General features: G+C 63.7%; 22 protein-coding genes. 5 read left to right on the top strand and 17 right to left on the bottom strand.

Annotated elements, in window-relative coordinates:
- Nucleotides 1-40 precede the first annotated feature (40 nt).
- Nucleotides 41-1,087: an L-threonine 3-dehydrogenase gene (tdh, locus tag AYX22_RS07800; protein ID WP_207596927.1), complete on the bottom strand. Its 1,047-nt coding sequence runs from the start codon at nt 1,085-1,087 to the stop codon at nt 41-43.
- Between the two features lie 107 nt (nt 1,088-1,194).
- Here tdh and AYX22_RS07795 point away from each other — a divergent pair, with 107 nt between their 5' ends.
- Nucleotides 1,195-2,133: a LysR family transcriptional regulator gene (locus AYX22_RS07795; RefSeq protein ID WP_207596926.1), complete on the top strand. Its 939-nt coding sequence runs from the start codon at nt 1,195-1,197 to the stop codon at nt 2,131-2,133.
- 24 nt (nt 2,134-2,157) lie between these two features.
- Here the strand turns inward: AYX22_RS07795 and AYX22_RS07790 are convergent, their stop codons facing one another.
- The 5 genes from AYX22_RS07790 to AYX22_RS07770 form a co-directional block, all read right to left on the bottom strand.
- On the bottom strand, nt 2,158-3,351 hold the full coding sequence (locus tag AYX22_RS07790; RefSeq protein ID WP_207596925.1) for a Gfo/Idh/MocA family oxidoreductase: 1,194 nt from the start codon (nt 3,349-3,351) through the stop codon (nt 2,158-2,160).
- A gap of 17 nt (nt 3,352-3,368) precedes the next feature.
- Nucleotides 3,369-4,421, bottom strand: coding sequence for a LacI family DNA-binding transcriptional regulator (locus AYX22_RS07785; RefSeq protein WP_207596924.1), 1,053 nt, complete (start codon nt 4,419-4,421; stop codon nt 3,369-3,371).
- 56 nt (nt 4,422-4,477) lie between these two features.
- Nucleotides 4,478-6,136 (bottom strand): sugar ABC transporter substrate-binding protein, encoded by a 1,659-nt coding sequence (locus AYX22_RS07780; RefSeq protein ID WP_207596923.1) that lies wholly within the window; start codon nt 6,134-6,136, stop codon nt 4,478-4,480.
- Nucleotides 6,137-6,211: 75 nt separating this feature from the next.
- Nucleotides 6,212-7,135 carry a carbohydrate ABC transporter permease gene (locus tag AYX22_RS07775; protein WP_207596922.1) on the bottom strand — a complete coding sequence of 308 codons (924 nt, stop codon included), beginning with the start codon at nt 7,133-7,135 and terminating at the stop codon, nt 6,212-6,214.
- A gap of 42 nt (nt 7,136-7,177) precedes the next feature.
- Nucleotides 7,178-8,212: an ABC transporter permease subunit gene (locus AYX22_RS07770; RefSeq protein ID WP_207596921.1), complete on the bottom strand. Its 1,035-nt coding sequence runs from the start codon at nt 8,210-8,212 to the stop codon at nt 7,178-7,180.
- 292 nt (nt 8,213-8,504) lie between these two features.
- On the opposite strand from AYX22_RS07770, the gene AYX22_RS07765 reads away from it, so the two are divergent.
- Nucleotides 8,505-9,500 carry a formylglycine-generating enzyme family protein gene (locus AYX22_RS07765; RefSeq protein ID WP_207597513.1) on the top strand — a complete coding sequence of 332 codons (996 nt, stop codon included), beginning with the start codon at nt 8,505-8,507 and terminating at the stop codon, nt 9,498-9,500.
- Here the strand turns inward: AYX22_RS07765 and AYX22_RS07760 are convergent, their stop codons facing one another.
- The 5 genes from AYX22_RS07760 to AYX22_RS07740 form a co-directional block, all read right to left on the bottom strand.
- Complete coding sequence (locus AYX22_RS07760; protein ID WP_207596920.1) at nt 9,501-10,055, bottom strand: DUF5666 domain-containing protein; 555 nt, start codon at nt 10,053-10,055, stop codon at nt 9,501-9,503.
- 75 nt (nt 10,056-10,130) lie between these two features.
- The gene (gene gatB, locus AYX22_RS07755; protein WP_207596919.1) at nt 10,131-11,639 is read right to left on the bottom strand and encodes an Asp-tRNA(Asn)/Glu-tRNA(Gln) amidotransferase subunit GatB; all 1,509 of its coding nucleotides are present in this window, start codon (nt 11,637-11,639) and stop codon (nt 10,131-10,133) included.
- Entirely contained in the window at nt 11,639-13,201 is a 1,563-nt protein-coding gene (gene gatA, locus AYX22_RS07750; RefSeq protein WP_207596918.1) for an Asp-tRNA(Asn)/Glu-tRNA(Gln) amidotransferase subunit GatA, read from the bottom strand. Before gatA ends, gatB begins: the two co-directional genes overlap by 1 nt.
- A gap of 5 nt (nt 13,202-13,206) precedes the next feature.
- On the bottom strand, nt 13,207-13,503 hold the full coding sequence (gatC, locus tag AYX22_RS07745) for an Asp-tRNA(Asn)/Glu-tRNA(Gln) amidotransferase subunit GatC (RefSeq protein ID WP_017199363.1): 297 nt from the start codon (nt 13,501-13,503) through the stop codon (nt 13,207-13,209).
- Nucleotides 13,504-13,741: 238 nt separating this feature from the next.
- Nucleotides 13,742-15,244, bottom strand: a complete 1,503-nt coding sequence (locus AYX22_RS07740) for a CitMHS family transporter (RefSeq protein WP_207596917.1) — start codon at nt 15,242-15,244, stop codon at nt 13,742-13,744.
- Nucleotides 15,245-15,400: 156 nt separating this feature from the next.
- Between AYX22_RS07740 and AYX22_RS07735 the strand changes: the two genes are divergently transcribed.
- Nucleotides 15,401-17,101 carry an ATP-binding protein gene (locus tag AYX22_RS07735; protein WP_207596916.1) on the top strand — a complete coding sequence of 567 codons (1,701 nt, stop codon included), beginning with the start codon at nt 15,401-15,403 and terminating at the stop codon, nt 17,099-17,101.
- Complete coding sequence (locus tag AYX22_RS07730; protein WP_207596915.1) at nt 17,094-17,753, top strand: response regulator; 660 nt, start codon at nt 17,094-17,096, stop codon at nt 17,751-17,753. The genes AYX22_RS07735 and AYX22_RS07730 overlap by 8 nt, the downstream gene beginning before the upstream one ends.
- Nucleotides 17,754-17,823: 70 nt before the next feature.
- Here AYX22_RS07730 and AYX22_RS07725 read toward each other — a convergent pair whose 3' ends face one another.
- Both AYX22_RS07725 and AYX22_RS07720 read right to left on the bottom strand, forming a co-directional pair.
- On the bottom strand, nt 17,824-18,204 hold the full coding sequence (locus AYX22_RS07725; protein ID WP_207596914.1) for a RidA family protein: 381 nt from the start codon (nt 18,202-18,204) through the stop codon (nt 17,824-17,826).
- A gap of 56 nt (nt 18,205-18,260) precedes the next feature.
- Entirely contained in the window at nt 18,261-18,773 is a 513-nt protein-coding gene (locus tag AYX22_RS07720) for a GNAT family N-acetyltransferase (protein WP_207596913.1), read from the bottom strand.
- A 296-nt stretch (nt 18,774-19,069) separates the two neighbouring features.
- Here AYX22_RS07720 and AYX22_RS07715 point away from each other — a divergent pair, with 296 nt between their 5' ends.
- Complete coding sequence (locus AYX22_RS07715) at nt 19,070-20,437, top strand: LLM class flavin-dependent oxidoreductase (protein WP_207596912.1); 1,368 nt, start codon at nt 19,070-19,072, stop codon at nt 20,435-20,437.
- A gap of 28 nt (nt 20,438-20,465) precedes the next feature.
- On the opposite strand, the gene AYX22_RS07710 is transcribed toward AYX22_RS07715, so the two are convergent.
- The 4 genes from AYX22_RS07710 to AYX22_RS07695 are packed head-to-tail and all read right to left on the bottom strand — an operon-like array spanning nt 20,466 to nt 25,451.
- Nucleotides 20,466-21,674 (bottom strand): AAA family ATPase, encoded by a 1,209-nt coding sequence (locus AYX22_RS07710; RefSeq protein ID WP_207596911.1) that lies wholly within the window; start codon nt 21,672-21,674, stop codon nt 20,466-20,468.
- 10 nt (nt 21,675-21,684) lie between these two features.
- Nucleotides 21,685-22,509: an inositol monophosphatase family protein gene (locus AYX22_RS07705; protein WP_207596910.1), complete on the bottom strand. Its 825-nt coding sequence runs from the start codon at nt 22,507-22,509 to the stop codon at nt 21,685-21,687.
- Nucleotides 22,506-24,800, bottom strand: a complete 2,295-nt coding sequence (ligA, locus tag AYX22_RS07700) for an NAD-dependent DNA ligase LigA (protein ID WP_207596909.1) — start codon at nt 24,798-24,800, stop codon at nt 22,506-22,508. The genes AYX22_RS07705 and ligA overlap by 4 nt, the downstream gene beginning before the upstream one ends.
- Before the next feature lie 42 nt (nt 24,801-24,842).
- Complete coding sequence (locus tag AYX22_RS07695) at nt 24,843-25,451, bottom strand: hypothetical protein (RefSeq protein WP_207596908.1); 609 nt, start codon at nt 25,449-25,451, stop codon at nt 24,843-24,845.
- Nucleotides 25,452-25,521 lie beyond the last annotated feature (70 nt).

The following is a 25,521-nucleotide window of genomic DNA, read 5'->3' as shown; positions in this document are numbered from 1 at the left end:
GCTCCTAAAGGTGAGGGGGCCGGGTGCAGTTCAGGTTCAGCTACAGTTCAGTCCAGTCGAGGACCACTTTGCCGCCGGTGCCGTTGCGGGCGATTTCGAAGCCCTTCTCCCAGTCCTTGGCAGAGAGCTTGTCGGTGACTACCGCGGAGATGTTGCGGTGCAGCACGGGGTTGGAGGACAGCATGGCGCTCATGGCGTACCAGGTCTCAAACATCTCGCGGCCGTAAATGCCCTTGAGCGTAAGCATGTGCGTGACGACCTTGCCCCAGTCGATGTCGATGGATTGGCTGGGGAGACCGAGCATGGCGATGCGGCCGCCGTGGTTCATGTTGTCGATCATCTCAGGCAGCGCGGTGGGGTGTCCCGACATTTCCAGGCCAATATCAAACCCTTCGCGCATCCCCAGTTCCTGCTGGGCATCGCGGACGCGCATCTTGGAGACGTCGACGGCCAGGTCAACGCCCATCCGGCGGGCCAGTTCCAGTCGCGGAGCAGAGACGTCCGTGATGGCGATCTTGCGGGCGCCGGCATGGCGGGCGACGGCGATGGCCATGAGCCCAATGGGACCGGCACCGGTAATCAGCACATCTTCGCCGACCAGCGGGAAGCTCAGCGCAGTGTGGACGGCGTTGCCGAAGGGATCGAAGATGGCACCGAGTTCCGGGGTGACGGATTCATCATGGTGAACCCAGACGTTGGTTTCCGGAATGACGACGTATTCAGCAAAGGCACCATCGCGCTGCACGCCGACGGAGACGGTATGGATGCACATCTGGCGGCGGCCGGCGCGGCAGTTGCGGCAGATTCCGCAGACCACATGGCCTTCGCCGGAGACCCGGTCCCCTACTTTGACGTCGCGGACGTCTTCGCCGATTTCCACTACTTCGCCATAGAACTCGTGGCCGGCGATCAGCGGCGCTTCGATGATGCTCTGGGCCCAGGCGTCCCAGCTCTGGATGTGCAGGTCGGTGCCGCAGATACCGGTGGTCATCACACGGATCTTGACGTCGCTGGGGCCCGCTTCGGGCTCAGGACGTTCGACGAGTTCGAACCCTGCGTGGGGTCCGGATTTGTAGAGAGCCTTCATGGGATTCCTCACTGCCGGGGCTGCTTCGCTGCTGCTGAGTCCATTAGAGCCCCGTCAACGATTTAGCACAACTAGGTTCTTCTCAATCAACGATTTAGAATTTGCTAATGGAAATACACCAGTTGCAGATGCTTCGTGAGCTCGGCGACCTCGGCAGTGTCAAAGCGGTGGCCGAGACGCTCATGGTCACTCCATCGGCTGTTTCCCAGCAGCTCGCCCTGCTGCAGAAATCGGTGGACGTGCCCTTGACGCGCAAAGAAGGCAGGGCCTTGGTGCTGACGGACGCCGGCCGCGTCCTCGCCGAGGCCGGTGCCGCCGTCGTGAACGCCATGGCAGATGCGCGGGCAGCAATCGGCGCCTACCACGATGCTCCGGACGCGCCGGTCAGCGTGAGTGCGTTCCACAGCGCCGGGCAGGCTCTGTTCGCGCCGTTGGCGGCGCTGCTGGCGTCCGGAACAGCGTCCGACGGCGGGAAGTCGCCGCGCCTGCGACTGTCCGATGAGGATGTGGCACAGGAGGATTTCCCGGGGTTGGCCGCGCGGTACGACCTCGTGTTGGCACACCGGATGGACAACAGCCCGCAGTGGCCGGAGGACAAGGTAGCGGTGATTCCACTCGCAGACGAGCCCTTGGACATCGCTCTCCCGGCGGACCATCCCCTGGCGGTCCGGCCGGAACTGGAGCCATCCGACGTCGTGGGTGAATCCTGGGTGACCAGCCGCGACGGCTACTCCCCCGCGGACGTGTTGGCCGCCGTCGTTGCCGTGAGCGGCAGACCGGCCGAGGTGCTGCACCGGATCAACGATTATTCGACCGTCGCGGCGTTGGTTTCCGCGGGCGGGGCGATCGGGCTGTTGCCGAGGTTCACTGCACGCCGCGTGTTGGATGCCGGAGTGGTGCTGCGTCCGCTGTCCGGCGTGAATTCGGTGCGCAAGATCGACATCCTGGCCAGGCCGGAGACACTCAAACGGAAATCGGTCATGACGGTTTGCGAGTCACTTCAAACCGTCATGACCGAGCTTGTGGAGCTCTCCGGCCCGGGCTGACCCAAGCGGGCTGACCGCGGTCGGTCAGTCGCGGACCAGGGAGGGCTGGCCGGCGTCGAAGTACTCCACCAGCTCGGCGGGGAGCTCCGGAACCTCGCGCGCAGAGCCGTCACCGCGGAGTGATTCCGCGGCAAGGATGCCCGCCACGACCGCCTGCCGGGCCGCAATGGGACTGGTCTGTGTTTGGCCGCCTTGGGAAGCGAACCGCAGGAACTCCTCGATCAAACGGGGATCCGCGCCACCGTGGCCGCCTTCGCCGTCCTGGATGGTTATGACCTCGTCCGGTGCCGCGTAGCCGGATGACCGGCTGGTCCACACGTTAATGGTCTCGCCGGGTCCGTCGCCGAGGTTTTCGATGCGGCCCTTGGTGCCGATGACGGTGTAGTTGCGCCAGTAGTCAGGGGTGAAGTGGCACTGCTGGTAGGAGGCGAGCACGCCGTTGTCCAGCACCATGTTCATCATGGAGATGTCCTCGACGTCGATCACTTCAGCCAGGTCCTTCTGCTCTGTGGGCGGCCAGTTGTCCATGGAGAACCAATCACCCATGCGCTTTCCGGCGTTGTTGCTGCGGTTCGCGACGTCGCCGTAGACCGCGAGGTCGCCGACGGCGGCAACCCTCTTGGTGTAGCCCCCGGCAAGCCAGTGGATCACGTCGATGTCGTGGGCACCTTTTTGGAGCAGCAGTGAGGTGACGTTGGCCCGTTGTGCATGCCAATCCTTGAAGTAGTAGTCACCACCGTGGCCCACGAAGTGGCGGCACCAGACCGCCTTGACCTCGCCGATCCTGCCGTCCTCGATGAGTTGGCGCATCTGTACTACAACGGGCATGTGCCGCATGTTGTGGCCCACGTACAAGCGCGTGCCGGTTTCGTAGGCCGTTGCCAAAATCCGGTCCGCAGCGTCAATGGTGATGTCCAGCGGCTTCTCACAGAAAGTGGGGATGCCCGCCTTGAGCGTACGGACCGCGACGGCGGCGTGCTGGTTATCGGGGGTCAGGACCAGGACGGCGTCAATCCCACTGCTCAGGAGTTCTTCCAGATCCCCGGTGACGCGGGCGGTGGGGATCCGGTCCGCAGCATCTGCCCGGCCTCGTTCGCTGAGGTCGCAGACAATGGTGACCTCAGAGCCCTGGCCTGGCTTGTGGGCGTGTTTCCATAGCCCTGAACGCAGGCCGAAACCTACGATGCCAACCTTCAAATCCTTTTCCATGGTGTGCAATTTCCTTCTTCTGTTTCTTAGTAAAGTCTGGTTGCGGCGCTGCGGTGCGGCGCCGATTCACGCACGAACAAGTGCCACGGGAAGTCCAGGACGTCGGGTTCCTCTGCTGTGGTGGTGTCAGCAGGGCCAGTTGCCCGCCGCAGAAGCAGCCGGGCCAGCTTGTCGAAGAAATCCACGGGACCTACGGTGCTGAGAGAGGGGGACATCCGTTCACCCTCCACGGTGTTGCCCACACCGATGATGTCCACATCGGTGCCCACGGAAAGACCCAAACGCTGGGCAGCATTGATAGCGGCGACGGCTGCGTAATCCGTGGTGGCATAGATGGCAGTGGGCCGGTCCGCCATGCTGAGCACCCGGGTTGCCGCAGCGTAGGCCCCAGCGCTGGTGCCATCGAACAGTCCCACGTAATCGTCCCGCTCCGGAATGCCGGCGTTGGCCAGGGCGTCGGAGTACGCCCGGTATCGGGTCCCACCGGAGGTGCCTGCGGCGGTTGCCGGTGTCAGGCACGCGATCTGGCGGTGGCCGTGGAGCAGGTGCTCCACGGCCATGCGGCAGCCCGGCCCGGCGATGGAGCGGATGACATCGAAGCCCTCCGCTTCCACCTCTTCATCAAAGACCACCAGCGTGGTTCCATGTTCGGCCAACTTGCGCAGCGCGTCCCGCTGGTCAGGACGGACGGCGTCAACGAACACCGCATCGGCGTTGTGCGTGCCGAGCACTTTGACCCAGTCGGCGTCTCCAAGGATCATCGGTGTGATTCCCAAAGGACCGGCCGCCTTTTGCACGGCCTCGATCACGGACAGGGACCATGGATCGGACAGCATGGTCAGCGACAGAATCACGGTGTTGGTGCGGCCCGTCCGGATGGCCCGGGCCGCTTGGTTGGGGCGGTATCCCAACCGCTCCGCAGCCGCCTTGACCTTTTCCGCCGTCGGATCCGAAACTCCCGGTCCGCCGTCACCGCGACGGCCGGACAGCACGTAGGAAACCGTGGCCGTGGACACTCCCGCCAGCTCGGCCACCATGCGGATGGTGGGCCGGACTCCGGTGGTGCTTGCTTTTGCCATGGTTCCCCCTGCTGATCTTCTCTGTCTTGGCGCGTTGGTTCGTTGTTGGTTTGAGGCTAGCTTCTGAACACCGGAGCGTTGGGGTCCAACGCGGCCTGGTACTCATCGCGCATCTTGTCGCCGCCTTCGCTCTTCCAGCGCTTGACGACATCCTTGAGCTCATCGATCTTGGCGCGGCCGGTGATGATGTCCACCACCTTGTCGCGAAGCTGCTTGGTGATCTTCGCTCCCACCTTGGCGTTGGTGTCCGAATAGGAACCGTTGGTGGGGTTGCGCCACGCGAATTCAAGGAGCTTCTCCTCCTGCTGGCTGACGTACCGGGTGTCGTCGTCGAATCCCGGGTTGAAGATGACGTTCTCCGGACTGGACATGATGTTCAACGCCGAAACCAGGCCTGGTGCGTTGGTGGTTCCCGTTTCGGTGCGCGCCGGGTTCCCGGAGGCGTCGATGGTGTAGTCCTCGCCGAGTTCACCAAAGTTCTTCTGCAGGTACTCCACCGTTCCAAAGGGCGCCGACAGGTAGTTGATGAGCGCCAGCAGTTCACGGATCTTGCCCTCTTCGGCCTTCTTGAACGGCGTGAAACCCACCGTGCCGTAGCCCATGTCGTACACCGGCTTGACCTTGCCGTCGGCACTGAAGGGAATGAGGACATCAAACCGGGCAGTCTTGTTCAGGGCACGGTAGCTGCGGATATCGTGCGGGCCCACCACAACCTGCGCGGCCACACTGCCGTTTGCCACGCGGGAGCGGATGTCCGTGGCCTTGGAGTCCGGGTAGAAGACGCCCGCTGCGAACATCTTGGCAGTGAACTCCACACCGGCCAGGTATTCGTCGGTTTCATACAGGTGGGTCAGGGTGCGGTCCTTGTTGACGGCCCAGCTGTTGGGGGCGCCAAACCACTCCGTGACCATATGAAGGGCGTTGATGTAGGCCGGCTCCAGCGCATATTGCTGGTCGCCGGGACGGGTCAGCTCCTTGGCCTTCTCCAGGAATTCCTCGGCGCTGGAAGCTTCAAATCCGCCAACCTTGGACCACATGTCGTGGTTGCCCAGGTACACCTGGCCGAACGGGGTACTGGGGATGGGAGCTCCCCAGATCTTGCCGTTCACGACGGCGGTCTTCCAGGAATCGGGCTTCAGTGCAGCCAGGTTGGGGTACTCCAGCACGGCGTCACCGGAGAGGTACGGCGTCAGGTCCTGGAACTTGGCCTCCAGCATGGGGCCCACGTTGGGGATGCCCTGGTTTGGTGGAACCCACATCATGTCGGGGAGATCGTTGCTGGCCAGAACGGTGGCGAATTTGGCCGGGTAGCCGTCTCCGATGTCTTCGGCGATCTGGAGCTCCAGGTCCCCGCCGAGCTTGGCATTGAGCCTCTGCCAGAAGGGGTTGTCCTTCAGGCCGGGGCTCATAGTGTCGAAGGTTTCGGTCAGGCCGGTCACCTTGCCCTTGAGCGGCGGCGTCTTCACGGACTGCACAGCGGTGGGCAGCTTGAAGTAGCCGGCTTGGAGGCCTTTGGCGTTGCCCGCGATGTCCGGGGTGACGCCGGTGAATTCCTTGTACGTGGGCAACTTGACCGACGCGGAGGCAGCGGCGCCACCGTTGCTCGCGGTTCCGCCACCACCGCATGCGGACAAGCCTGCGGCGGTCACGGCCAAGCCAGCGAGGCCAAGGAAACCGCGGCGGCTGAATCCAGCCTGGGAGGTAGTGCTTGTCATGGCATAACCCTTTCTGGTTACTTGCTTTTCTCTGAGGTTTGAGTGCGTTGGGTTTTTCTGGATCCTGGGAGGGAGCTAGCCCTTGACTGCGCCGGTGATGACGCCCTTGGCAAAGTGCTTCTGGAGGAACGGGTAGACCATCAGGATCGGGACCAATGCCACGACAACGACGGCCATTTGGATGGACTGCGGCGGCGGAGTGGTGGTGATTCCCAGTTGGTCCGCCGCGCCACTGCCCTGGACCACGAAGTTGCGGAGCAGCAATTGGATGGGCCACTTGCTGTGGTCGTTGATGTAGAGCAGGGCGTTGAAGAAGGAGTTCCAGAACCCGACGGCGTAGAACAGTCCGACGACGGCGATCACTGCTTTGGACAGTGGCATCACGATGCGCCACAGAATTTGCCAGTCGTTGGCGCCATCGATCCTGGCGCTTTCGATCAGTTCGCCCGGGATGTTCATGAAGAACGATCGCATCACCACAAAGTTGAAGGCTCCAAAGATGCCCGGGAGGATCAGCGACCACAAAGAATCGAGCAGCCCGAGTTGACGGATCATCAGGAACGACGGGATCAGGCCAGGCGCAAACAGGAGCGTAAACAGCACAGCGAGAATCACGGGACGGCCAAAGAGCACGGTGCGGCTGGTGGCGTAGGCCATGGTGATGGTCACGAACAGGGCCAGGATGGTGCCCACCGCGGTGACCAGCATGCTGACGCCGAGCGATTGCAGCACCATGGGCCCTTTGAAGATAGTGGCGTAGGCCTCCAGCGTGGGACGCTCGGGCCAGAGGACGAAACCGCCTGCCTTCACCAGTTGTTCGGTGTCAGCGAGGGATGTCGACACCACCAGCAGGATGGGCGTGAGGATGGACAAGCTGAAGACGACCAGGACTATCGCTTTGATCGTTTGGTATAGGGCGGAAGGCTTCTCCTTCCACACCGGGCGCTTGGGGTTGTAGCTAAGCTCCCGGGGTTTCCTGGTGAAAAGTGTTGTTGCCATGGGGTTCTCCTTGTGCGGCAGGCGCGCGGGTCAGCGTGGCTGTCAGCGCACTTGTTTTGCGAAGATTCCGTCTTCGCCGAAGCGGTGGGCAAGTTTGTTGGCGCCATAGATCAGCAGCGCGCTGACCACGCCCTTGGCGAGGCCGGCTGCAGCACCTGAGCTCCAGCCGCCTCCTACTACGCCGGTGTAGTAGGTGAAGGTGTCCAGCACTTCTGCCGCCCCGGCGCCCACAGCGTCGCGCTGGAGGATGAACTGTTCAAATCCGACAGAGAGGATGTCGCCGATGCGCAGGATCAACAGGAGCACGATCACGGGCCTCAACCCGGGAAGGGTGATGTGCCACATCCGGCGCCAGCGCCCGGCGCCATCAGCCGCCGCAGCTTCGTAGAGCGAAGCGTCGATGCTTGCCAGGGCTGCCAGGAAGATGATCATTGCCCAGCCGGCGTCTTTCCAGATCATCTGGACGACCACCATGACGGGGAAGGTTTCCGGGTTGGTCATGAAGGGAATGGGATCCATGCCCCAGTCCCTCAGCAGGTTGTTGACGAAACCAGCGCCGCCCAACATCTGCTGGAAGAACGCGATGACAAGCACCCAGGAAAGGAAGTGCGGCAGGTAGGCGATGCTCTGGAAGATGCGACGGACCCGCGTGCTGATGAGTGAATCAACAATCAGCGCCAGCACCAGCGGCACCGGGAAAAGGAAGACCAACTGCCAGGCGGCCAGATACAGGGTGTTCCAGAACGCATGGATGAAATCCGGATTCCCGAACAGATCCACGAAGTTCTGCCAGCCAACCCACAAGCTGTCGCCGATGCCCAAGTACGGCTGGTAGTCCTGGAACGCGATGACGTTGCCCAGGATGGGGATGTAGAAGAAGAGCAGCAGGAAGGCCACACCCGGGACCATCATGAGCAGCATCTGCTTGTCGCGTCGCAGGCGGGACCGGAAGCTCTGCTGCGGAGGCTTGCTCCGTTTCCGCTTCTTTGATCCGACCCCAGGGGCGCTCCCCCGTGCCGGCGCCGCGACCCGGCGGGCTTCGGGCAATGCCGGAGCCTGTTCCGTCGTCGAGTTCATGGTGTCTCCTCAAGTGCCGAGCCGGAACCACCAATGTGATCCAAGCCACGCTCGTTAACCGTTTAACAAACCATAAGTGACCCGCATCTCTTTTTGCAAGATCATGATCGAAACTGAGTGCAGAAATCACATTTCGTCACTTCGGGAAGGCCGCGGGTTTGCGTGGAGTCGGGGTGTGACGCCGGAGTGCGCAGCGGAAAGTGGTCCACCCGTGGGGTTTGGGAAGGAGCGTGTGGCAGGCCACCGGACCCCGCTAAAGTACAAGCAGTTGGTTTATAGACAGAAGGTGGACATGGCAGACTGCTGCAGCCCGGGTGCCGGCGCCCGGGAACACTCGACGCCGGGGCTGGCGCTCCCCCTGCGCGCGGTGGGCGGACACCCGACCAGCGGCACACCCGGGACCAACCATATGCACCAGACCAACGACGTCGACATCCCCGGCGGGACGTTCACCATGGGCGATCGTTTCAACGAGGGCTATGAAGGCGACGGCGAATCACCGCTGCACGAGGTCGCCATCTCACCATTCCGGATCAGCGCCACAACAGTGACCAACCAGGAGTTCGCACAGTTTATCGACGCCACCGGCCACCGCACCGAGTCGGAGATCTTTGGTACATCAGCGGTGTTCCACCTCGCCGTGAAAGCCAGTCCGCATGACATTCTCAACCGGGTCAACAACGTCCCGTGGTGGCTTAACGTCCGCGGCGCCGACTGGGCGCACCCGGCCGGGCCCCTCTCGAACTGGGAAAACATCCCGGACCACCCGGTGACCCACGTGTCGCACAACGACGCCCTCGCGTACTGCGAATGGGCCGGCCGACGACTGCCGACGGAAGCCGAATGGGAATACGCGGCCCGCGGCGGGGTGCCGGGACGGCGATACCCGTGGGGCGACGAGCTCCACAACAACCCATCAGGCACCGCCGCACACAATTGCAACATCTGGCAAGGCGATTTCCCGTCCCGCAACACCGAAGACGACGGCTACCTCACCACCGCACCCGCCAGGTCCTTCAGCCCCAACGGTTACGGGCTCTACCAAACCAGCGGGAATGTGTGGGAATGGTGCAGCGACTGGTTCCTGCCCAAGTACTACAAAACCTGCCTGGCGCAGGGAACGGTCGAGGACCCGCAGGGGCCCACCATCGGCCGGGGCAGGGTGATGCGCGGTGGCTCATACCTCTGCCACGAGTCCTACTGCAACCGGTATCGCCTGGCAGCGCGGAGCTCGAACACCCCGGACTCAGCCAGCGGCAATCTGGGCTTCAGGACTGTAGCCGCGTAACTATTTGGGGCCGTGGCCCTTGTGCCCGGGCCCACCCTTGAGGCCGGCCGGCAGTTGGCCTGCCAATACCCTCGTGGCGGTCACCGTATCGCCCTCCCGAGTACCGCTGATGCGCACCGTATCGCCGGCCTTGAGGTCCGCTGCTGCAGCTGTGGGCAGGAATGGCTTACCCCTGCCGTTCCTGGGCCCGGGAACAGCAGGAACCATGGAGATCCGGGTGTCCGCGGTGATTGCGTAGCGCTGTGTGAAGCCGTCGTCGCTCTTCACGGTCACCTCTGAATCACTGGCCGCTTCGATGGTTCCGGTCTGCGTGACCACCGTGCGGTACGTCCCGTCCCGCTGCTTCACCACGTGCTCGCCATGAATTGCCTGGCCGCGGCCTTCAGTGGACTTGGCGTTCGCGGACGCGGAAGGGCTGTTGGACGGAAAAGCGCTCGACGGCGGGGGGCTGGCTTGCGTGCCTGCCCAGACAGCGGCGGCCCCGCCACCTGTCAGGGTGACGGCGATCCCGCCGGCAAGGACGGCCTTCCGAAGGCCCGGTGAGAGTGTGGCCATGCATCCATTGTGCGCCCAAAAAGCAAAGTAGGCCGCAGCAAAAACTGCGGCCTACTTTGATGGGAAAAACGGGTGTCAGCCCTCGACGCCGAGCTTCTCCAGGATGAGTTCACGGACTCGTCCAGCGTCGGCCTGGCCGCGGGTGGCCTTCATGACGCCGCCAACAATCGCACCGATCGCTTGAACCTTGCCGCCTCGGATCTTCTCCGCGACGTCCGGCTGTGCTGCCAGTGCTGCGTCGATGGCTTCCAGAAGGGGACCGTCGTCGGACACCACCGCAAGGCCACGCTTCTCCACGATCTCCGCCGGGGTTCCTTCGCCGGCGAGGACGCCGTCCAGGACCTGGGTAGCCATCTTGTTGTTGATCTTGCCGTCTTCTACCAGCTTGTTCAGCTCCACGATGACCTGCGGCGTGACACCGAGCTCGGAAGGATCGACGTCGGCAACCTTGGCGCGGCCAACGATCTCACCCATCCACCACTTACGGGCAACATCTGCGGATGCACCAGCAGCGATGGTTTCCTCGATGGAGTCCATGACACCGGCGTTCACCACATCGCGGAATTCCAGGTCCGAGTAGCCCCAGGCCTCCTTGAGGCGCTTGCGACGCTCGGCCGGCGGCTCGGGAAGGGTGGCACGGAGTTCCTCCACCCACTCGCGGGAAGCGACGACGGGAACCAGGTCCGGCTCCGGGAAATAGCGGTAATCGTCGGCGTCGGACTTGGGCCGGCCGGACGTCGTCGAACGCGTGTCCTCATGCCAGTGGCGCGTCTCCTGGATGACCGGCTCGCCGGAGTCCAGGACGGCAGCGTGGCGCTGGATCTCGTAGCGGACAGCGTGCTCGACGGCGCGCAGCGAGTTTACGTTCTTGGTTTCCGAACGGATACCGAAGCGTTCCCGGCCATGCGGGCGCAAGGAAACGTTGGCGTCGCAGCGGACATTGCCGCGCTCCATCTTGGCATCGGAAACACCAAGGTTCTTCACGATCTCGCGAACAGCAGCAACGTATGCCTTGGCCAGCTCGGGTGCACGGCTGCCCGCGCCCTCGATGGGCTTGGTGACAATTTCCACCAGCGGCACACCGGAACGGTTGTAGTCCACCAGCGAGTAGTCGGCACCCTGGATGCGGCCTGCCGCGCCACCCATGTGGGTCAGCTTGCCGGCATCTTCCTCCATGTGGGCGCGTTCGATTTCCACGCGGAAGACCGTGCCGTCCTCAAGCTCGATGTCGAGGTAACCGTCGTAGGCGATCGGTTCGTCGTACTGGGAAGTCTGGAAGTTCTTGGGGGTGTCCGGGTAGAAGTAGTTCTTCCGGGCGAAGCGGCAGGACTCGGCGATCTTGCAGTTCAAAGCAAGGCCGATCTTGATGGAGGACTCCACAGCCGTCTTGTTCACCACCGGCAGGACGCCGGGCAGGCCCAGGTCAACCTCGTTGACATTGGTGTTCGGCTCGTCTCCGAAGACATTCGGTGCGGAGGAGAACATCTTGGTCTTGGTGTTGAGTTCCACGTGGACCTCAAACCCCAGGACGGGATCGTACTTCTCCATGGCCTCTTCGAAGCTCAGGGTTGCGTCGACGGACATTAGTTGGAACCTCCGGCGGTGTTGGATACTGCACCGAGAGCAGGCGCCTGGGCAAGCATCGGACCGCCCCACTTCTCTTCGAGCATGGATTCGAGGACCGCACCAACGCGGTACAGGCGGGCATCCTGGCGGGCAGGAGCCAGCAGCTGGATGCCAACAGGCAGGCCGTCTTCGTCAGCCAGGCCACCCGGCAGGGACAACCCCGGGATGCCAGCGAGGTTGGCGGGGATGGTGGCGACGTCGTTCAGGTACATCGCCAGGGGATCATCCAGCTTCTCCCCCAGCTTGAACGCCGTGGTGGGCGCCGTGGGCGAGATCAGGACATCGGCCTTCGCAAAAGCTGCGTCGAAGTCACGCTGGATCAGCGTACGGACCTTCTGTGCGGAGCCGTAGTAAGCGTCGTAGTAACCGGCGCTCAAAGCGTAAGTGCCGAGGATGATACGGCGCTTCACTTCGTCACCGAAGCCTGCGGCACGGGTAGCCCCCATGACGCGCTCGATGGTCATCGGACCATCCTTGGGCAGCACTCGCATGCCGAAGCGGACACCGTCGAACTTGGCCAGGTTGCTGGACACCTCGGACGGCATGATCAGGTAGTAAGCGCCCAGGGCGTACTTCAGGTTGGGGCAGGAAACCTCAACGATTTCAGCACCGGCATCCTTCAGCAGCTGAAGGGACTCGTTGAACCGGTTCTCGACGCCTGCCTGGTAGCCCTCGCCGTGAAGTTCCTTGACGATGCCGATCTTCATGCCCGCAACATTGCCCACGCGGGCAGCAGCAACAAGATCGTTGAACGGATCGGTCAGCGACGTGGAGTCATAGGGGTCGTGGCCGCCGATGACTTCCTGCAGCAACGCCGAGTCCAGAACCGTACGGGAAACCGGGCCGATCTGGTCCAGGGATGACGCCATGGCAATGGCACCATAACGGGAAACAGCACCGTACGTCGGCTTCACGCCCACAGTTCCGGTGACGGCACCCGGCTGGCGGATCGAGCCACCAGTATCGGTGCCGAGCGCCAGCGGCGCTTCGAAAGCGGCGACGGCGGCCGCGGAGCCACCGCCCGAACCGCCGGGAATGCGGTCCAGGTCCCACGGGTTGCGGGTGGGGCCGTACGCCGAGTGCTCCGTGGAGGAACCCATGGCGAATTCATCCAGGTTGGTCTTACCCAGGATGGGCATCTTCGCCGCGCGCAGCTTCTTCACCACGGTGGCGTCATACGGGCTGTGCCAACCCTCGAGGATCTTCGAACCAGCCGTCGTCGGCTGGCCAATCGTGACGATGAGGTCCTTGACGGCAATCGGCACACCAGCGAGGGCGTGCAGCTCCGCGGCAGCGGCACCGCCGGCGGCACGGGCGGCGTCAACCTCGGCTGCGACAGCCAAAGCCTCTTCGGTGTTAACGTGCAAAAATGCGTGGATACCGTCGGCTCCGCCATCAACAAGGGCGATGCGGTCAAGGTGCGCCTGCGTCACCTCGACGGCGGTCACCTCACGGGCAGCCAGCTTCGCAGCGAGATCGGCAGCGGAGTGGCGGATGAGCTCGTTCTTCGATTCAGTCATAGTGATTAGTCCTCATCCAGGATTGCCGGGACCTTGAAACGGTTCTCGTAAGCATCCGGAGCGCCGGACAATGCCTGCTCAGCCGTGAACGTGTGGCCCACAACGTCCTCACGGAACACATTGGTCAACGGAATCGGGTGCGACGTCGCCGGGACATCCTCCCCCGCAGCTTCGCTCACGCTCTTCACCGAATCCACGATGACAGCAAGCTCAACAGCCATCCTGTCCAGTTCTTCGGCACTCATTTCAATGTGAGCCAGACGCGCAAGATGCGCGACGTCGTCACGGTTGATCGCAGCCATGGATCTCCCCTGCAAAGTTCAAATGGTTTTCGGAACCAGTCTACTTGGCTTGGGTGCGCCGCCGTACGCGGGCTGCGGCCCGCTCGGTGGGGGTTGTCGCCTTCGGCCGGTGGGCCTCCTACGCAGACCGGGCCAGGCATCCGGATGCGTGCGTCAAAGCGACGAAGGAGCAGCACGCGGAGGATGTCTGGCCCGGTCTTGCACCTCAGGTGCAGACGGTTGCGCTGGGAACAGCGGGTCAGCCGATGCCGATGGCTCCGGTCACGACTCCGACTGCCAGCATGACGACTGAGACCACTGCCGTGCGCCAGAGGACCTTCTTGTGGTGGTCACCCAGGTCTACCTTGGCGAGGGACACCAGGAGGAGGATAGCCGGCACCAAGGGGCTCTGCAGGTGGAAGGGCTGCCCGGTGATGGAGGCACGGGCCATGTCCACTGCATCGACGCCATAGTGCGCGGCCGTTTCGGAGAGGACCGGAAGGACACCGAAGTAGAAGGCGTCATTGCTCATGAAGAAGGTCATGGGGATGCTGAGCAGTCCGGTGATGATCGCCATGAACGGACCCATGTCCGCGGGGATGATCTGGACCAGCCACTCGGACATAGCCTTGACCATGCCGGTGCCGTTGAGGACGCCTGTGAGGACGGCGGCGGCCATGACCATGCTGACGACGGCGACGATGGACGGTGCGTGGGCGATCAGCTGGGCGCCTTGGTCTTTGACCTTGGGAAAGTTGACCAGCAGGGCGATCGCGGATCCCACCATGAACACGAACGGCAGCGGAACGATGTTGGCCACCAGGACCACCATCACGGCGACGGTCAAGCCCAGGTTGAACCAGAACAGCTTGGGACGCAGGGTGGAGCGGTTGGGGTCCAGCGCGGTGTCCGCCATGGCGGTGTCGTGATCGTCCACCAGCGTGGCAGGGTCTTCGAGGACCGCGACGCCGGAACCTCCGCCGGTTCCCGGCTTACCTGCGGTTGAACCGTTGCGGCCAAATCCGAAACGGCCGGCGCCGAAGCCTGCACCCAGGCCCGAACCTGCGGCGACGGAACCGCCGCGGCCGGCGCCGCCGTCGAACGCTTCAGAAGGATCGGCGACGTCGCTCCAAATTTCGGGCGCAGTGGTGCGGAGGCGGTTGCGTTCCTGCAGGCCCAGCAGCCAGGCGAAGACCAGGACAACGATGAGGCCAACGATGAGGGACGGAACCATGGGGACGAAGACGTCGTTGACATCAAGGTTCAGGGCGGTCGCAGCGCGGGCGGTGGGCCCGCCCCACGGCAGGATGTTCATGGTGCCGTTGGCCAGGCCCGCCACGCAGGTGAGGACCACGGGGCTCATCTTGAGCCGCAGGTACACCGGGAGCATGGCGGCAGTAGTGAGGATGAAGGTGGTGGAGCCGTCCCCGTCCAGGGAGACTGCTGCGGCGAGGATCGCGGTGCCGAGGACAACCTTGGCGGGGTCGTTGCCCAGCTTGCGCAGGATGAACTTCACCAGGGGGTCGAACAGTCCGACGTCGATCATCAGGCCGAAGTAGATGATGGCGAACATGAGGAGCGCGGCCGTGGATGTCATGGACTTCATCGAGTCCATCACCATGTCGCCAATGCCGAGGCCCGCCCCGGCGAAAAGGCCGAAGACGGTGGGGACGATGATCAGCGCCAGTACTGGCGTCAATTTTTTGGTCATGATCAGGACCATGAATACCGCAATCATTGCGAATCCAAGCAAAACCAGCACGGCCGGCTCCTTACTACTGTGAATGGCGCCACGTCGGTGTGATGCGCACTACAGACGATAGGGTGGCGCCGATCACGGCGGGGGGTTTCCGGGAATTGTTGGGAATACTGCTCGTTGCGAACGTTTTGCGCATTGTGCTCAGTGATTCAATGGATCATGCGGTTTTCCACCCAGACCCTCCTCCTACAACTGGGGGTTGTCCTGCTGGTGGTCCTGCTCAGCGGAACAGTCCATGCCTGGCTGGTGTACGAACGGATCGGCACCGAAGCCGAGCACCAAGCCCTCACCCTTGCCAGGACGGTCGCGGCGGATCCGGATATCAGGACCAACGTGCAGCTCATCAGCAGGGAAGAGGGAACGCCTCCCTCGGAAGTACTCGCCGTCGGGCCCCTGCAAGAAGCTGCCGAGGCGGTACGGGCGCGCACCGGCGCCTTGTTCGTGGTCATCACGGACGAAACCGGCCTCAGGCTGGCCCACCCGGAGACGGCGCGGCTGGGTGAACGCGTCAGCACGGACCCCTCGGTGGCATTGGGCGGTGAGGAAATCACTACCCGCAACACCGGAACGTTGGGACCATCGGCCGGGGCCAAGGTGCCGGTGTACTCGCCGGAAACGCCCGGCGCAATCGTGGGCGAAGTCAGCGTGGGCTACTCCGTGGAGTCTCTTGGCAACAGCCTGGCCCGCGACATCGTACCCATTGCCCTCACTGCTGGCGGAGCATTGCTTGCCGGCGTCCTGGCGTCGTTCTTGCTCCGCCGCAGGCTGCAGCGGCTCACCCTCGGTCTTGAGCCCGAAGAAATCAGCACCCTCGTCCACGACCAGGTAGCGGTACTCCAAGGCGTGGATGACGGCGTGATCGGTATCGCGGCGGACGGGCGCATCTCCGTGTTCAACGCAGCAGCCGCCAGGCTCCTGGACATGCCCGATGCCACCGGGCAGGACTGGGCGTCCGCCGCCGTTCCCGAGCAACTCAAGCAGCTCACGCAGCCCGCGGCACGTGATGCGGAGGCCGTGGAGATTGTTGCAGGTGGGCGCGTTCTGGTGGTGAGTGCACGCAAGGCCTGGCATCGCAAGGAGGACCTTGGCTGGGTGGTCATGCTGCGTGATCGAACGGAATTGCAGCAACTCACCCGCCAACTCGACGCCGTGGGTACCATGTCCACAGCCCTCCGCGCCCAGCGCCACGAGTTCGCCAACCAGCTCCACACGATCGCGGGTTTCATGAGCATCGGCCAGTACGAATCGGCCAAGGCATACTTGGCCCGGATCTCCGCAACGGGCCCGTTGAAGTTCCCGGTGGAGCAGGCTGAACTCCTGCAGGACCCGTACTTGCAGGCGTTCGTTGGCGCCAAGGGCGTGGAGGCTTCGGAGCGCGGCGTGGCCCTCCGCGTCGGGCCCGAAACATTGGTCCGCGGGCACGTGGCCGATCCCCAGGACGTGACCACGGTGCTCGGCAACCTGATCGACAACGCGGTGAGTGCCGCCGTCGCCGGGTCCGCCGCGGACCGCTGGGTGGAGGTTGAACTGCTGGACGACGCCACCACAACGGGCGGCACCTTGCATATCGTGGTGGGAGACTCGGGCGACGGTTTGGGGAGCCTTGAACCCGAAGAGGTCTTCGCAGAAGGATTTACGACGTCGGAACAACCGGTACGCTCGGGGGCTGGACAAGGTTTGGGGTTGGCGTTGGTGCGGCAGCTGGCGCGAAGGCGCAGCGGCGACGTCCGCGTTCTGGAGCCCGGCAGCCATGGCGGTCCGGGGGCGGTGTTCATGGCAACCATCCCCGGTGTCATGGACTTTTCCGGCACTGTGGATGCAGGTGCCGACTCTACCTTGAGGGAGGACAGCAGTGGCTGAGGATTTGAGGGTGCTGATCGTGGATGACGACTTCCACGTGGCAAGGCTCCACGCTGCCTATGTGGATTCCGTGGCCGGCTTCATGGCCTTGGCGCCGGCGGGCTCCGTGTCCCAAGCGCTGCAGGCGATCCACAGCCTCCGCCCGGACCTGGTGCTGCTGGACGTGTACCTGCCGGATGGCTCCGGCTTGGACCTGCTGGGCCAGTTGGACGTCGACGCCGTGATGCTCACCGCAGCCTCGGATGCGCAGTCCATCAAGGTTGCCCTGCGTCGCGGCGCGCTGGGGTACATGCTCAAACCCTTCACGGCCGAGTCCCTGTCCCAGCAACTCCGGTCCTACGCCAGGTACCGGAGGATTTTGGGCCAGCAGAGCGCCGTGGACCAGACCACCATTGAACGCGCAAAGCGCTCCCTGATTCCCGGTGACGTCACGCCGGCCGCCAAACCCCGCTCGGCGACCGAAGCGGCGGTCCTGGAATCGTTGATCCCTGGCGAGCAGTATTCAGCTGCCGAGGTGGCGGAACGCGTTGGCGTTTCCCGGGCCACGGCGCAACGGTACCTGTCCTCGCTCGCGGACGATGGCGCCGTCGAAATCCAACTGCGCTACGGGACCACGGGCCGGCCGGAACACCGTTACGGCGTCCCGAGCTAGCCCAACCAGCTGGCATTAGTGGTTGTTCTGAGCATTCAGAACAACCACTAATGCGACTCAGTTGGGTGCGTTACGCGCTCTTCTGCGCCACGAGCTCGATCTCCACCAGCATCGCGGGATCGAGGAACGGCAGGACGTGGACCAGGGCAAGCGTGGGGCGGATCTCGCCGAAGACCTCACCATGCGCACGGCCGGCATCTTCCCATTTGCTGATGTCCGTCAGGTACAGCTTGGACTGCACAACGTCCTCGTAGGAGAACCCGGCTTCTTCCAGAACGGTGCCGAGCTTTTCGAGAATGTACTTGGTCTGCGAGTAGAAGTCTTCGCCAACAATGCCATCGGGCCCACTGGCTGCCGTCGCAGAAATGAAGAGGGTGTTGTCCACCTGGACTGCGCGGGAGTATCCAAGGGTCTGCTCCCAGACCGAACCCGTGCCGAATGTCTTGCGCATGCCGCGCCTTCCTGTCGTTTCGCACGGTCCGGTGACCGGCGTTTACGAAGGAAACTTTATGACTGCGGGAGGTCCAGCCGGTAAACGAACAGCTTTATGTCGGTGCCGGGAACGAACCAGTCGCGGTGCGGCGCGCGGTCAAAGCCGGTGCGTGCATACAGGGCGTTGGCACTTTCCCACGTCGCGCCGGTGGTCAGCGAAACGGCCTTGATGCCGTCCATGGCCTTGGCCTGATCGACGACGGCCTGCACCAGGGCGCGGCCGGCACCGGAGCGCTGCACAGCCGGATCCACCACGAGGGTCCGCAGTTCCAGCTCATCCTCCAGGCCGATGTCCGAGAAGCCGCCGCCCGCAGGAGCCGCGGTGACCGAACCGATCACCTCGCCGTTGCGCTCTGCCACAAGGATGTCGGCGTGCTCCGCACGGCCTGCCACATCCTGGAGCTTCTGCAGGTACGGGTGGTCGGCGTCGCCGTAGTACCCCGCAGTGACGTAGGAGTCCTGCGTAATGCGGGCAACGGCGTCGTAGTCTTCGGGCAGGGCGGGACGGACGGTAATCGGCGAAAGCACCTACCAATGGTAGTCGTGCCGGTCGCACCAAAGACGCCAAAAGGGCCTTTCCGTGATGGAACTATCAGTCACGAACGGAACACACGACGACGGCGGCCCGTGCTTTGTTGATCGGGTGGACAACTGCTGGGCTGCTTTTGTGTTGCCTCCCGTGGCGTCGGATGGAGCCGCGTTGCCTGCCGTGAACCCCGGTTTCGTGCTGTTGCGGGGACATGTCGAAACGCTGGCGGAGGGCTTTGGACCCGTGCTTGAGTTGCCACACACCGGCCCCAACTGTCCTGACCCGAGGAGAAACCATGACCCCGCCAGACCGCACATTGCACCTCAACGCGTTCCTGATGAGCACAGGGCACCACGAAGCATCATGGCGCCTGCCCGAAAGCGACCCCCTTGCCTCTACCAAAGTGGAGCACTACCAGCACCTGGCCCGCACGGCCGAACGCGGAAAGCTCGATTCCATCTTCTTCGCTGACTCCCCCGTCCTCTTTGGCGAGGTGGGCCGCCGTCCTGCCGGAAAACTGGAACCAACCGTGCTGCTGACGGCCATCGCTGCCGCAACACAAAGGATCGGCCTGATCGCGACCGCCTCCACCACCTACAACGACCCCTTCAACCTTGCGCGCCGTTTCGCTTCGGTGGACTGGGTCAGTGGTGGACGTGCAGGCTGGAACGTCGTCACGACGGCGGGACCGGACGCCGCGCGCAACTTCGGTGTGGATGACCAGCCGGCCCATGCCGTCCGGTACGAGCGGGCCGCTGAGTTCATCGAGGTGGCACAGAAACTCTGGGACAGCTGGGAAGATGACGCCATCCTCGCGGACAAGGCCGAGGGCGTCTGGGGCGATGACAACAAGATCCGGGTCATCGAGCACGAGGGGAAACACTTCCGCGTTCGTGGCCCCCTCAATGTTCCCCGTTCACCCCAGGGCCACCCGCTGATCGTCCAGGCCGGCTCTTCCGAAGACGGCAAGAAGCTGGCGGCGCAGTATGCCGAAGCCGTCTTCACCGCCCACCAGACCCTGGCCGACGCCCAAGCCTTCTACTCTGACCTGAAGTCACGCACCGCAGCGGTGGGCCGCAACCCGGAAGGCATCAAGATCCTGCCGGGGATCGTCCCGGTCATCGGATCCACTGAAGCCGAAGCCCTCAAGCTTGAGCGTGAACTGGACGAGCTCATCAAGCCCGAATACGCCCGGGAGCAACTGGCCAAGACGTTGCGCCTGAAGCCTGAGGACCTCCCCCTGGACCGCCAACTCCCTGCCGACCTGCCGTCCGAGGACGACATTGAGGGTGCCAAGAGCCGCTACACGCTGATCGTGGAGCTGGCCCGCCGGGAGCAGCTCACCGTTCGCCAGCTGATCGGCCGGCTGGGTGGAGGACGCGGGCACCGTACCTTCTCCGGAACACCTGAACAGGTTGCTGACGCCATCCAGGACTGGTTCTTTGCCGGCGCCGCGGATGGCTTCAACATCATGCCGCCGGTCCTCCCCTCAGGACTGGAGGTGTTCGTGGACCACGTAGTACCGATCCTCCAGCAGCGCGGGCTGTTCCGTACGGAGTACACCGAGTCCACGCTCCGCGGACACTACGGACTGGCCCGGCCGGAGAACCGCTTCGCAGGCTCCGCGGCGCAGCAGCTCACGTCCATCGGATCAGCGTTCTAGGACCCATGCCGCGTCACGCGGGCGGCCCTCAGCGCTTGGGCCAGCTCCACGAGGGACCTTCCAGCGATCCCAGACCCTCGATCCGGGTCTCGCCGAGGTCCTTGTAGAGCTCATGCTCGTGGGCGGCACCGCTCTCGCGCAGCGCCTTGAGCAACGCTTCCGAGTGGGTTACCACGATCATCTGGCTGTTGGCACTGGCCTGGACAATCAGTCCGGCCAGTGCCGGCATCAGGTCAACGTGGAGGCTGGTCTCGGGTTCGTTGAGGACCATGAGCTCGGGGGGCCGCGGGGTCAGCAACGCCGCGGTCAGCAACAGGAACCGCAGGGTTCCGTCCGAGAGCTCTGCGGCCTTCATGGGCCGCAACATGCCGGGCTGACTGAGTTCCACGCTGAACCGGCCGTCGTTGACGGCAATCTCCAAGCGGCTTCCGGGAAAGGCATGGCCGACGGCGGCATCCAACTGCCGCTCGAAGCCCACCTCGCGCAGTGTTTGCAGAGCAGCCGCAAGATCCTTGCCGCTGTGATGAAGCACGGGTGTGCGGGTTCCGAGCTGCGCCTGGCGGGCGGGAGCGTCGGCATCCGTGCGGAAGTGATCGTAGAACCGCCATGAACGGACCGAGTCACGAACCCGCAGAACCTCCGGCGCCCTGTCCTGGTCCGAAACCTCCGTCAGCATGCTCTGGAAAGTGTCCAGCCGCCTGGATAACTCTGTCCACTCGCTGCCGGGTCCGCGCAGCTTGGCCAGGCTTCCCTTCCGGTCGACCAACAGTGAGCCTGGCCGTGCTACAGGGCCGGAGAAGATCTGCTCCCGTTTTATTTCGGGATCCAAGCTGAAGGCGGAGGGCCGGGGCCTGCCGGTTTCCTGGTCGAATCCGGCACCGCCGGGCGTTGGCATCCCCAGGTCCACCAAGTATCCAAAATCGTCCCCGGAGTAACCCAGCTTCAGGCTTACGGACTCACGCCGTACCGTTCCCTGGACAGGCACGTCACCACTGCGCATGGCCTTGCTGATGGACTCCGGGCCTGCCCACAGTGTGGAGGGCAAACCGCCGTCGCGGGCAAGCGAACCCACCACGTTGCCGGAGTCGCCCCCGGCACACTCTGCCAACAGCCGAAGCGCCCGGTACAGCGAGGACTTTCCGCTGCCGTTGGCACCGGTCACGATGTCCAGGCCATGCAACTCCATGGCGAGGTCCCGGATGGATCGGTAGTTGGCGATGGCGAGGGTTTTGATCACGGATTGGTGGTCACAAAGGAAACTTGCCGGACAGTTCCAAGGCGCCGGCGCACATCCAGGCCGCCAAACGGTCTTCGGTGCTTGGCCCACCGTTCAAAGGGCTCTCCAACCGTGGTCTGCGCACCCAGCAGCCCGCCTCTTCGGCGATCAGCGCACCGGCAGAGAAATCGTGCTCGTTCAGGCCACGCTCGCCGTAAGCGTCAAAAGTACCGTCGGCCACCAAACAGAGATCCAAGGCCGCAGAACCCAGGCGCCGGACGTCGGCAAAACCGTCCATAAGCTCAGCGAGGCCGGCAGACTGGTCTGCGCGGGTAGCGGGATCGTAGCTGAATCCCGTAGCCAGGATGAGTCCCCTTCGTCCCTGGACAGGACCTGCCAAGCGGGTGGTCTCTCCACCGACCTCCAACCAGGCTCCTTGTCCACGGGCGGCCGAGTAGACGCGACCCAGGGCAGGTGCGTGGACCACCCCGGCCAGCCATACGCCGTCGGAGTCGGCTACGGCCACAGAGGTGGCGTAGTAGGCGATGTTTCGGATGAAGTTGGTGGTCCCGTCCAAGGGGTCAATGGACCAGCGGTATCCAGAAGGCATGTCCGGCCTGGTGGTGCCGTGCTCCTCGCCAGTGATGGTGTCGTGGGGCCGCTCTGCAAGGATGGCTTCGCGGACGGCATTCTCAGCCGCGACATCAAAGGCCGTGACCCAGTCGCCGTCCTCACCCTTGTTGGTGGTGTCGAGGCCATCGCCGCCTGTGCCGCTGACGGACCGCTGCGCGAGCACAGCAGCACCCGCCGCAGCGGCACGTTTGGCTACTGCCAGGAGCCCGTTCACCTCCGTCATTCGGAGACTGCTTCCGTGGCGTCGCCCTGCCCCGTTTCGTTGTCCGCAGGCTCGTCTGCCGCAGCCGCGGGCCCGTTGGCAAGCAGCTCACGGAAACCATCTTCGTCCAGCACGGGAACACCCAGCTGCTCCGCCTTGTCCAGCTTGGTGCCGGCGCTTTCGCCGGCCACCAGGTAGCTGGTCTTCTTGGAAACGGAACCAGACGCCTTCCCGCCACGAATGATGATGGCTTCCTTGGCTTCGTCCCGGCTGAAGTTGGGCAAAGTACCGGTAACAACGATGGTGAGCCCTTCAAGGGTGCGCGGCACGGACGTGTCCCGCTCGTCTTCCATCCGCACACCGGCCGCTGCCCAGCTGTCCACGATCTCGTTGTGCCAGTCCACGGCGAACCACTCTTGGAGTGCCACTGCAATGGTGGGGCCCACACCATCCACATGGGCCATTTGCTCCTCCGTGGCGTTCCGGATGGCGTCCATGCTGCCGAAGGCGGTAGCCAGAGCCCGCGAAGCGGTGGGGCCCACATGCCTGATGGAGAGCGCTACCAAAACACGCCAGAGCGGCTGCTTCTTGGCTTTCTCCAACTCCACAAACAGTTTCTCGGTGGTGGCCGTTGGCTTGGAGGGGGACTTGGCCGTGCCCTTGGTATAGAAGTACGGAACCAGCTCATACTCGCCCGTGCCCACACCCTTGGAACGCTTCTCCCTGCGGATCAGGACATCGGCCAGGTCCTCGCGGGTCAGGCTGAACAGGCCCGCCTCACTGGTCAGCGGCGGGATCTCCGGCTCCGCGGGCTGCGTGAGCGCTATGGCCGCTTCCCACCCCAACGCCTCAATATCGAATGCACCACGGCCCGCGAGGTGGAACACGCGCTCACGCAGTTGCGACGGGCACGACTTCGCATTGGGGCAACGGATGTCGACGTCGCCGTCCTTCGCCGGCGCAAGCGGGGTGCCGCACGACGGGCATTCGGTGGGCATCACGAATTCCCGGACCGGTGGATCCTGTTTGTCACGCAGGGCCAGTACAGGGCCCACGATTTCGGGGATGACATCGCCGGCTTTTCGAAGGATCACGATGTCACCGATCATGACGCCCTTGGCCTTGACCACGTCCTGGTTGTGCAGCGTCGCCATGCCCACCGTGGAGCCGGCCACTTTTACTGGTTCCATCAATCCGAACGGAGTCACCCGGCCGGTACGGCCTACGTTGACGGCAATGTCCAGGAGCTTGGTGTGGACTTCCTCGGGAGGGTATTTGTACGCAGCAGCCCACCTCGGAACCCGGGAGGTGTAACCGAGGGCCCGTTGGGTGGCGAAGTCGTCGATCTTGACCACAATGCCGTCGATCTCATGTGCGAGGTCGTGCCGGTGCTCGCCGTAGTGCCCAATGAACTCAAGGACCTCGTCAAACGAGTCCAGGACCTTGAGGTACGGACTGGTGGGCAGCCCCCAGGCTTCAAGAAGCTTGTACGTTTCGGACTGGCTCTTGGCTTCCAATCCTTCGCGGGCGCCGATGCCGTGGACGTACATGCTCAGGGGCCGCTTGGCGGTTTCCGCAGGATCCTTTTGTCGCAGCGAGCCAGCGGCAGCATTGCGCGGGTTGGCGAGCGGTGCTTTGCCGGCGGCGACGAGGGTTTCGTTGAACTCAACGAAGGCCTTGGAGGGGATAAATACCTCACCCCTGATTTCGACCTCAGAGGGATACCCGGATCCGGTGAGTTCGCGTGGGATTTCCTTGATGGTCAGGACGTTGTGGGTGATGTCTTCACCAGTTGTGCCATCGCCGCGCGTGGCCGCACGGACGAGCTTGCCGTCGCGGTAGAGGAGGTTCACAGCGAGGCCGTCGATCTTCAACTCTGTCAGCCAGGCAATGGGCGGAACGGAGTCTCCGAGCTTGGCCACCGAAGCTTCCGCCTTCCGCACCCAGGCCTCAAGCTCGTCCAGGGAGAAAACGTCATCCAGGCTGTACATGCGTTGCAGGTGCTCCACGGCAGCGAATGCCGAGGAGACCTCGCCGCCCACTTCCTGCGTGGGGGAATCGTTCGAGACAAGCTCCGGGTGGAGGGCTTCCATCTCCTCCAGGCGCCGGTACAGTTCATCAAACTCGGCGTCGGATACCGTAGGTGAGTCTTCCTGGTAATAGGCATACCGGTATTTGCGGACGAGATCGGCCAGTTGCTCGTACTCATCGCGCAAGGACTCCGAAGGTGGGGTCCCCTCTGCTTCCACGACGGTTGCAGCCGCCTGTTCACCTGTGGTTTCTACCGGATTCGCAGTTTCTGGTGTGCTCACACGTCTATCTTGCCGCAAGCCAACGACATTTATGCGGCGCGGCTAGTGCGAAGAGAGCCGGTTCTTGCTCCACAGGGCGAACGCCAGGCCGCCCAGGCCCACCAGGAGAACGGCACCCAGGATACCGAAGAGGCCCAGCACGTTGGGGCCGGAGATGGACGTGCTGGCCATGGCGGCGGCCTGCGTCTCCTTGCCCTTGTCCACGGGGGTGTTCCAGTTGGACGACTTGGACGGGCTGGGGCTGGCTGAGCTGGGTGTCGCAGAAGGCGAGGCCGACGGCGTTGCAGACGCCACGGTCGCCTCGGGCGTGGGCGCGGGTTCGGACGGGCCCGACGCCGGACTGGTCACCCGGGGCGCCACGGTAACGAACTGCGTCACTACGGGCTGTGGTGCCTGGACAGGCGGCTCGGGAGCGGCTGGTGCAGGTGCAGGTGCCTTCTGTGTCTCGCGGACACGGGTCGGTTCCGGTTTGGGCGTGGGCCTCTTGTCCGGTTCCGGGGCCAGCGCAGGCTGCGTCGGCAAGGGGTCCTGGACTCCCTCACTGGGTGCGCAGGATAACTTCCCGTCGCATGGAGCAGCGTGGACGGCGGCAGCTGGCGCCAACAGCAGACCAGCGGTCAGAAGAACGGCAGGGACAACGGAGTGTCGCATGAAGTAACCTCAGCCGGGGCGTTGGGGTGCCACCGGTTTTCAAGAAGTTCGGGTGTTTTGTGAAATCCTC

This window comes from Arthrobacter sp. D5-1 (genome assembly GCF_017357425.1).
In the GTDB taxonomy this organism is placed as follows: domain Bacteria; phylum Actinomycetota; class Actinomycetes; order Actinomycetales; family Micrococcaceae; genus Arthrobacter.
Note: the sequence above shows the minus strand (reverse complement) of the source record. Positions and strands in the feature narration are given on the sequence as shown.